This is a genomic window from Alteromonas gracilis, assembly GCF_002993325.1.
Taxonomy (GTDB): domain Bacteria; phylum Pseudomonadota; class Gammaproteobacteria; order Enterobacterales; family Alteromonadaceae; genus Alteromonas; species Alteromonas gracilis.
On sequence record NZ_PVNO01000005.1, the window covers coordinates 269,062 to 277,157 of the forward strand.

An 8,096-nucleotide genomic window follows, 5' to 3' on the forward strand; every position below is an offset into this window, starting at 1 on the left:
ATATGAAAAAGGTAAGCGCTTATGGCTACTAACCAACAACCTATAAAAGGGCCTGCTATCTTTCTTGCTCAGTTCATGGGAAAAGACGCACCTTTCGATACGCTTGAAAATATGGCCAGATGGGCAGCGTCGCTTGGCTATAAGGGAATACAAGTTCCTACCGATCCTAGTCTTTTTGATTTAGAAAAAGCGGCTGAAAGCCAAGAATACTGCGACAATATCGCTAAAATTTGTAAAGACGCAGGGGTAGAAATCACTGAGCTTTCTACCCATTTGCAAGGTCAGCTAGTGGCGGTTCATCCTGCTTACAACGAGTTATTCGACAACTTTGCGCCTGCGCACTTACACGGTAAGCCACAAGAGCGAACCGAATGGGCAATTAATCAGCTTAAGTGTGCAGCTATTGCTAGTAAGCGCTTGGGGTTAAAAGCTCATGCTACTTTTTCTGGTGCATTAATGTGGCATTTGGTTTACCCGTGGCCACAGCGTCCTGCTGGCTTGGTTGAGCAAGGCTTTGCTGAATTGGCTAGGCGTTGGAAACCTATTCTCGACGCATTTGACGATGCAGGTGTTGACGTATGCTACGAAATTCACCCCGGGGAAGATTTACACGATGGAGCATCGTTCGAGCAGTTTCTAAAAGCGGTAGATAACCACCCACGAGCAAATATTCTTTTTGACCCAAGTCACTTTGTTTTACAGCAGCTAGATTACCTTGATTTCATTGATCGCTACCACAGCCGGATCAAAATGTTTCACGTTAAAGACGCCGAGTTCAATCCTAACGGTAGAAACGGTGTGTATGGTGGTTATCAAAACTGGCAGGAGCGCGCAGGGCGTTTTCGTTCCCTTGGCGACGGTCAGGTCGATTTCAAAGGTATTTTTAGCAAGCTTACCCAATACGGCTTCTCAGGTTGGGCAGTGCTTGAGTGGGAATGCTGCTTAAAAGACAGTGCGCAGGGTGCAGCTGAAGGCGCACCGTTTATCGCTTCACACATTATCGAGCCTAGCAAATATGCGTTTGACGATTTTGCTGGTGGTGAGGTTAGCGAAGCGAAAAATAATCGCATTTTAGGCCTTGAGCGCTAAGCGCCATCAATAGGATAACAATAACTATGATAACCCTACGCCTGAGTTTGATGATGTTCCTTCAGTTCTTCATTTGGGGAGGCTGGTTTGTAACACTAGGCACGTATTTATCAAATACGCTCTCTGCCAATGGTGGGCAAATCGGTATGGCTTTTTCAACCCAAAGTTGGGGCGCCATCATTGCCCCCTTTATTGTGGGCCTTATTGCTGACCGATTCTTTAATGCAGAAAAGATCCTTGGCTTATTGCATATCGTTGGCGCTGCGCTTATGTACTGTATGTACCAAGCAGATGATTTTGCCAGCTTCTACCCTTACGTGTTGGCCTACATGATTGCGTACATGCCTACACTTGCTTTGGTCAATTCAGTGTCCTTTGGTCAAATGCAAGACCCATCTGAAGAGTTTGGAAAGGTTCGTGTGTGGGGCACCATCGGCTGGATTGTGGCAGGTTTAATGATTAGCTATGTCTTTTCATGGGATTCTGCCCAGTCTATTGCCGACGGTATGCTCAAAAACACCTTCCTACTGTGCAGTATTGCCTCGCTAATTTTAGGTGTGTTCAGCTTTACGTTGCCAAGCACGCCACCTCAATCTGGCGGTAAAGCGGTAACCATACGCGATATTCTTGGCTTGGACGCGTTGGCATTGCTCAAAGACAAAAACTTCTTTGTATTCTTTCTTTCCTCGGTACTTATTTGTATACCGCTGGCGTTCTACTACCAGAATGCAAACCCTTTTCTTACCGAAATAGGTGTTGAGAATGCAACAGGGAAAATGACGCTGGGCCAAGTATCCGAAGTATTGTTTATGTTAGCTCTGCCAGTATTTTTGAATCGTTTTGGCATCAAAGCGACGTTGGTCATTGGTATGGCGGCGTGGGTTATTCGCTATGCACTGTTTGCATTTGGGAATGCTGACGAGAATCTATTTATGCTTATTATCGGCATTGCACTGCACGGTATTTGTTACGACTTCTTCTTTGTATCAGGGCAAATCTATACCAATGCGAAGGCGGGCGAGAATGTAAAAAGTGCAGCACAAGGGCTTATTACCCTGGCGACATATGGCGTAGGTATGCTGGTGGGTTTTGCCGTTGCTGGCGCAATTACAGACACCTACGCGTTAGACACAGGAGCACATAGTTGGCAGCAAATCTGGTTATTCCCAGCCGCGTTCGCCGCTGTTGTCTTGGTGCTATTCGCCATTCTGTTCAGAAAGGAAAAGGTGAGCGCAGATGCATAACATTACCCGCAGGAAATTACTTCAGAGTATGGCTATGACAGGAGCAGGCATTGCCGGAACCGGGTTAGCAGCTGCTGGTTTAGCCACTGCTATGCCTACTCTAGCAAGTACAAACGGCACAAAAGGTGGCAATACCATGAATACGCCGCTTAAAGGCAATGTGAATCACTCAGTAAGCCGATGGACCTATGGCGATTTGAGTATCGAAGAATTGTGCCAGACCGTTAAGCAATTAGGCTTCGGAGCCATTGATTTAGTAGGCCCCGAAGACTGGCCTGTGCTAAAGCAATACGGTATCGACTCTTCTATGTGCAACGGCGCTGAAATTAGTCTTGAAGATGGCTTTATTCACACTGAATTACACGACGAACTAGAGGCACGTTATTTAAAGCACATCGATTTAGTTGCCAATGCGGGTTACACCAACCTTATTTGCTTCAGCGGTAATGCGCGAGGAATGTCACGAGAAGATGGCCTTGAAAATGCGGTTAAAGGGTTAAAGCGCATTTTGCCTCACGCTGAAAAGCGTAACGTAGTAATTTTCATGGAGCTATTTAACAGCAAAATCGACCACCCCGATTACATGGCCGACAATTCTGCTTGGGGAATAGAACTTTGCAAGCGTCTTGGCTCCAAACACTTTTCATTACTTTACGATATCTACCATATGCAAATTAATGAGGGAGATATCATTCGTACCATTCGGGACAACCACCAGTATTTTGGTCACTACCACACGGCGGGTGTTCCAGGGCGTCACGAAATTAACGCCTCACAAGAACTCAATTATGAGGCCATTGCTAAAGCCATTGTCGAAACCGGTTTCAAAGGCTACTTAGCGCAAGAGTTTATACCCACACCGAAGACACAAGCCCAGAGAATTGCGTCGCTTCAAGAAGCGATACAGATCTGCGATGTGTAATGTGCGAATTGGCACAGCGACAAAATTAGCGATAAGGACGTGTTATGGCGAGTAACGAATATGATGCAATTGTTATTGGGTCTGGTATCAGTGGTGGTTGGGCTGCAAAAGAGCTAACCGAGAAGGGCTTAAAAGTACTGATGCTCGAGCGCGGCCAAAACATTGAGCATATAAAGGATTATAAAAACGCGCATAAAGAAGACTGGGACTATCCTCATCGTGATTTGCCCACGCAGGCAATGAAAGTAGATTATCCTGTGCTTAAACGTGACTACCCGCTAAATGAAAAAACCTACGGTATGTGGGCCAATGAAAAAGACAACCCTTATACCGAGGACAAGCGCTTCGACTGGTACAGAGGCTACCATGTGGGCGGGCGTTCACTGTTGTGGGGCCGTCAAAGCTACCGTTTGAACAAAGAAGACTTTGAAGCTAATGCTAAAGAAGGTATTGCGGTTGACTGGCCTATTCGCTACCAAGATCTGGCGCCCTGGTATGATTACGTAGAAAAATTTGCGGGTATCAGTGGTAACCGAGACGGATTAGATGTATTGCCAGACGGTATCTACCAGCCACCAATGCCAATGAATATCGTTGAAGAAAGTGTAGCAGCCCGCGTTAAGAAAGCGTTTGAAGGCTCCCGTCATATATTGCATGGCCGCACGTCAAACATGACACAAAGCAAGCCCGAACAAGGGCGTGTTCATTGTCAATACCGAAATAAATGCTGGTTGGGTTGCCCCTTTGGTGGTTATTTCAGTACCCAAGCATCTACCCTTCCGGCTGCGGTAAAAACAGGTAACTTAACGCTAAGACCTTTCTCGATAGTAAAAGAAATCTTGTTTGATAAAGACAAGAAACGCGCGACTGGCGTTGAAATTATTGATGCTGAAACCAACGAGACTTATGTCTTTAAAAGTAAAATTGTTTTCGTAAACGCGTCTGCACTTAACTCGGCGTGGGTACTGATGAATTCTGCCACAGACGTGTGGGACGGAGGATTGGGTAGCAGTAGTGGAGAGCTGGGCCACAACGTTATGGATCACCACTTTAGAGTGGGCGCCTCGGCAGACGTAGAAGGCTTTGACGACAAATATACCTACGGCCGCAGGCCAAGTGGATTCTATGTGCCAAGGTTTAGAAACTGGGGCGACGATAAGCGAGAATATCTGCGAGGATTTGGTTATCAAGGCGGCGCAAGTCGTTCAGGGTGGCGCAAAGATATTGCAGAGCTTGGTATAGGAGCTGGGCTTAAAGATGCGATAACCGAACCGGGTCCTTGGACAATAGGTATGACAGCCTTCGGTGAAATGCTTCCTTATCACGAGAACAAAGTGTACTTGAACAAAAAGGTCACCGATAAGTGGGGGTTGCCGGTACTTGCCATGGATGTTGAGATAAAAGAAAACGAACTCAAGATGCGTAAGGATATGCAGCAAGACGCTATTGAGATGTTTGAAGCGGCAGGACTTAAGAATGTTCAAGGTTGGGATTCCGACTATGCACCTGGCATGGGTATTCACGAAATGGGTACGGCGCGAATGGGCAGAGACCCTAAAACCTCAGTTTTAAATGCGCATAACCAAGTATGGGATGCACCCAATGTATTTGTCACTGACGGTGCGGCAATGACATCAGGCAGTTGTGTTAATCCATCACTCACCTACATGGCGCTAACGGCAAGAGCAGCAGACTTCGCAGTAGAAGAGTTAAAGCGAGGAAACCTATAATGGAGCGCAGAGAACTACTTAAACTTATCGCAACAGCAACAGGAACTGCCTTATTCGCTGGAAGTGCGTTTGCGTACAAAGACATTCCCGCAGTACCGCTAAGTAATACGCTATTTAATGAAAAAGATGTGGCTTTGCTCAACGAAATGGGGGAGGTAATTATTCCGCAAACCGATACGCCTGGAGCAAAAGCAGCGAACGTTGGCGCGACAATGGCTGTATTGGTAACCGACTGCTACACACCTTTACTTCAAAAGACCTTTCTTGATGGCATTAAGAAAATATCTTCGCTAAGTCAAAGTCGTTTCAATAAGCAGTTTGTACAGCTTACCAAACTAGAACGAGAGGCTCTATTTAACGACCTTGATGTAGAAGCGAAAGCGGCTAACCTTGCTAACGATGTTTATCAAGGCGTTGAAACAGGAAAGCCTAGCCAATGGGAGCCAGGCACCGATGAGCCAACCCCTCACTACTTTACTTTACTTAAACAGCTAACACTCTATTGCTTTTTCACGTCTCAAATTGGCGCGACTAAAGTGCTTCGATATGTAGCTATCCCCGGGCGTTACGACGGTGCATACCCCTACGAGAAGGGTGATAAGGCGTGGGCGACGTGATATTCGATACGCAGAACCTAATGATGGGAATAGAAATAATAGAGCCAAACGCAACACGTGATGGAACAGATTAGAAAAGGGTTTAACACTATGAATAAAACACTCGTGGCTTTAACTGTAGCATTGCTTACGCCGTTTTTTGCATGTGCTGCAACAGATGAAGATGCAGAGAAAAGCGAATCGCGTTTAACACGCGAACAACAGGCCGCCAAAACAGAAGTTTGGGAGCCGGTTCCTGAAGTGGTTTCTTTTGATAAGGCAGGTGTACCCTCTGATGCGATAGCTTTAATAGGTAATGACTTGTCAAACTGGACGTCATTAAAAGGAGATGAGGCTAAGTGGACGCTGGAAAACGGTGTACTAACAGTGATGCCAGGAACGGGTGACATCAAAACAAGTACTGAGTTTTGTGATATTCAGTTGCACGTAGAGTGGAAAGTACCGCAACCAGAGGCGGATATGGAAGGACAGCAGCGCAACAATAGCGGTATCTTCCTTCAGCAGCGATATGAAATTCAAGTATTGGACTCATATCAGAATAAGACCTATCCCAATGGACAAGCGGCGAGTGTGTACAAGCAAACCATTCCTTTGGTCAATGCTATGAAGGCCCCCGGTGAATGGCAAACTTATGACATCATATATAAAGCACCCACTTTTAATGGTGAAAAGCTGGCAACGAAGGGCTATGTTACCGTAATACATAACGGGGTGGTGGTTCAGAATCATACTGAGATCCAAGGTACAACTGAATGGATCGGTGCGCCTGAATATAAAGCTCACGGATGCGCACCGCTTCAATTACAAGACCACGGCAACTTAGTAAGCTTTAAAAATATGTGGGTAAGACCGCTTTAAAACGCAAGCCGGTAGATATCTTCAATCTCTTCAATACTCAATTGCTTGGGGTTGTTGCGAAGAAGGCGAGTTACTTTACTCGCCTCTTCTGCTAATTCCGTTACACAAGAAGGCGAAATATTAAAGTGGGTGAGTGAAGCGGGAATACCGACATCGCGACACAGTTTTTCTATAGCAGTTAATAACAGCTTAACGGCCTCTTCTTTTGAGTGGTGGCGCTCACATACCTTTAGAAGCTTAGCCACACAGTAGAGTTTGTCTTGGCAGAACGGCGCATTTACTTTTAAGACATGGGGTAGCATAACAGCGTTACTCATACCATGTGATAAATGAAACCTACCGCCTAACGGATAAGCCAATGCATGTACCGCACCTACGCCCGCATTTCCAAACGCAAGGCCAGCCATTAAACTGCCGGTGGCCATATCTTCACGTGCAGATAAGTTTTCTCCATTATTATAAGCGTGATGTAGTGAATTAAAGATAAGCTTTAGTGCTTTTTCTGCGAGGGCGTCAGTAATCGGGCTGGCATTAACACTTATGTACGCTTCAAGGGCGTGAACAAATGCATCTATACCGCTCGCTGCTGTTATAGACGGCGGGCACGTTTTTGTCATCTCTGGTGCAACAATAGCAACATCGGGTAATAAGCAGTGACTAACAATGCCTTTCTTCATTTGTGCTATCGGGTCAGACAAGATAGCTATGTTAGTAACTTCCGAGCCGGTTCCGGCGGTAGTAGGAATGACGATTAGAGGTAGGCGTCGTTTCGAAAGCGTATTCTCACCGAATAGTTCGCTTAGTCTTCCAGTGTAGTTATAGGTAGCTGCGAGTACTTTTGCGCTATCAATAGCACTGCCTCCGCCAAGGGCAATGATTCCGTCAACCTTATTCTCACGAAGCACCGTTAACTTAGCTTCTATAATATTAACCTCTGGTTCAGGTGGAATGTCATCGATAATAAGTAATGGCGAAGAGGGGATTAATTTCAGTACTTGATCAAGAAGACCTGAAGAAGAAACACCTTTATCAGTCACAATGGCGCAGTCTCTGATAGACAGTCGCGCCATCTCATCTGCCAGTGCCTTTATAGAACCAAGACCCGTAATGAGTTTTCCTGCGGTTTTAAACTCTGAAACTTTCATAGTGAGTTCCTAATTAGAGCGTACAGTTAAGTAGTTACGTGGTACTTAATTTATAGTACAAACCAGCAGTTACCACTTAACTAACCTTATAGATGATTAAAAGCATGGTTAATTCGTAGGTAAAATGAACGTTTTGAGTGTTGTTTGTGCAAACGATCGAAAAATAAGGTTTTTTTTAAAATAAGTGTTGACGTGAGCGCTCATTTCCCTAAAATGCGCATCCGCTTCGGGGGAAAAGCAAAACAGCAACCCTCCTGAAGTAAGTCTCTACTACCTTTATAGGCCAGTAAAGACGGGAGTTTAGAAGAAACGCTTCAGAAAATAAATTTTCAAAAAGTGTTGACAACGAAAACTTCCAGCGTATAATGCGCACCTCACTCGGACAGGGTGAATCACTAAGAAGCAACGGCTTCTAGTGAATAGCAGCGACGCTGCTACGTTCTTTAACAATTTAGACAAGACAATCTGTGTGGGCACTCGTTAAGAGTGTC

The 8,096-nt window shown here is 45.5% G+C and carries 7 protein-coding genes; 6 read left to right on the plus strand and 1 reads right to left on the minus strand.

The window, feature by feature from the left end; all coding sequences use genetic code 11:
• The first annotated feature begins 21 nt into the window (after window positions 1-21).
• The 6 genes from C6Y39_RS03885 (at window position 22) to C6Y39_RS03910 (ending at window position 6,460) form a co-directional block, all read left to right on the plus strand.
• Window positions 22-1,089: a sugar phosphate isomerase/epimerase family protein gene (locus C6Y39_RS03885; RefSeq protein WP_105930002.1), complete on the plus strand. Its 1,068-nt coding sequence runs from the start codon at window positions 22-24 to the stop codon at window positions 1,087-1,089.
• Between the two features lie 26 nt (window positions 1,090-1,115).
• Window positions 1,116-2,333, plus strand: coding sequence for a nucleoside permease (locus tag C6Y39_RS03890; protein WP_205664131.1), 1,218 nt, complete (start codon window positions 1,116-1,118; stop codon window positions 2,331-2,333).
• Complete coding sequence (locus C6Y39_RS03895; protein WP_105930004.1) at window positions 2,326-3,255, plus strand: hydroxypyruvate isomerase family protein; 930 nt, start codon at window positions 2,326-2,328, stop codon at window positions 3,253-3,255. The genes C6Y39_RS03890 and C6Y39_RS03895 overlap by 8 nt, the downstream gene beginning before the upstream one ends.
• Before the next feature lie 44 nt (window positions 3,256-3,299).
• Window positions 3,300-4,985, plus strand: a complete 1,686-nt coding sequence (locus tag C6Y39_RS03900; RefSeq protein ID WP_105930005.1) for a GMC oxidoreductase — start codon at window positions 3,300-3,302, stop codon at window positions 4,983-4,985.
• Window positions 4,985-5,602, plus strand: coding sequence for a gluconate 2-dehydrogenase subunit 3 family protein (locus C6Y39_RS03905; RefSeq protein WP_105930006.1), 618 nt, complete (start codon window positions 4,985-4,987; stop codon window positions 5,600-5,602). The genes C6Y39_RS03900 and C6Y39_RS03905 overlap by 1 nt, the downstream gene beginning before the upstream one ends.
• 90 nt (window positions 5,603-5,692) lie before the next feature.
• The gene (locus C6Y39_RS03910) at window positions 5,693-6,460 is read left to right on the plus strand and encodes a 3-keto-disaccharide hydrolase (protein WP_105930026.1); all 768 of its coding nucleotides are present in this window, start codon (window positions 5,693-5,695) and stop codon (window positions 6,458-6,460) included.
• On the opposite strand, the gene C6Y39_RS03915 is transcribed toward C6Y39_RS03910, so the two are convergent.
• The gene (locus C6Y39_RS03915) at window positions 6,457-7,605 is read right to left on the minus strand and encodes an iron-containing alcohol dehydrogenase (RefSeq protein ID WP_105930007.1); all 1,149 of its coding nucleotides are present in this window, start codon (window positions 7,603-7,605) and stop codon (window positions 6,457-6,459) included. The genes C6Y39_RS03910 and C6Y39_RS03915 overlap by 4 nt on opposite strands.
• Window positions 7,606-8,096 lie beyond the last annotated feature (491 nt).

Excerpts from the sequence above, each read along its gene's own strand:
- C6Y39_RS03885 (WP_105930002.1), top strand. The coding sequence starts at position 22 with ATGGCTACTAACCAACAACCTATAAAAGGGCCTGCTATCTTTCTTGCT.
- C6Y39_RS03890 (WP_205664131.1), top strand. The coding sequence starts at position 1,116 with ATGATAACCCTACGCCTGAGTTTGATGATGTTCCTTCAGTTCTTCATT.
- C6Y39_RS03895 (WP_105930004.1), top strand. The coding sequence starts at position 2,326 with ATGCATAACATTACCCGCAGGAAATTACTTCAGAGTATGGCTATGACA.
- C6Y39_RS03900 (WP_105930005.1), top strand. The coding sequence starts at position 3,300 with ATGGCGAGTAACGAATATGATGCAATTGTTATTGGGTCTGGTATCAGT.
- C6Y39_RS03905 (WP_105930006.1), top strand. The coding sequence starts at position 4,985 with ATGGAGCGCAGAGAACTACTTAAACTTATCGCAACAGCAACAGGAACT.
- C6Y39_RS03910 (WP_105930026.1), top strand. The coding sequence starts at position 5,693 with ATGAATAAAACACTCGTGGCTTTAACTGTAGCATTGCTTACGCCGTTT.
- C6Y39_RS03915 (WP_105930007.1), bottom strand. The coding sequence starts at position 7,605 with ATGAAAGTTTCAGAGTTTAAAACCGCAGGAAAACTCATTACGGGTCTT.